1 protein-coding gene is annotated in these 413 nt (G+C 58.6%); it reads left to right on the top strand.

Annotation, left to right across the window (positions count from 1 at the left end; translation table 11 throughout):
- On the top strand, window positions 1–413 hold a 413-nt coding region (locus D0S45_20910; protein TIH03402.1), incomplete at both ends, for a host specificity protein J.

Genomic DNA, 413 nt, shown 5'->3' on the forward strand with positions numbered 1-413 from the left:
TTATCATCTGCGCGGGCGTATTCTGCAGGTGCCGTCGAACTATAACCCGCAGACGCGGCAATACAGCGGTATCTGGGACGGAACGTTTAAACCGGCATACAGCAACAACATGGCCTGGTGTCTGTGGGATATGCTGACCCATCCGCGCTACGGCATGGGGAAACGTCTTGGTGCGGCGGATGTGGATAAATGGGCGCTGTATGTCATCGGCCAGTACTGCGACCAGTCAGTGCCGGACGGCTTTGGCGGCACGGAGCCGCGCATCACCTGTAATGCGTACCTGACCACACAGCGTAAGGCGTGGGATGTGCTCAGCGATTTCTGCTCGGCGATGCGCTGTATGCCGGTATGGAACGGGCAGACGCTGACGTTCGTGCAGGACCGACCGTCGGATAAGACGTGGACCTATAACC

This window comes from Marinifilum sp. JC120 (assembly GCA_004923195.1).
In the GTDB taxonomy this organism is placed as follows: Bacteria; Desulfobacterota; Desulfovibrionia; order Desulfovibrionales; family Desulfovibrionaceae; genus Maridesulfovibrio.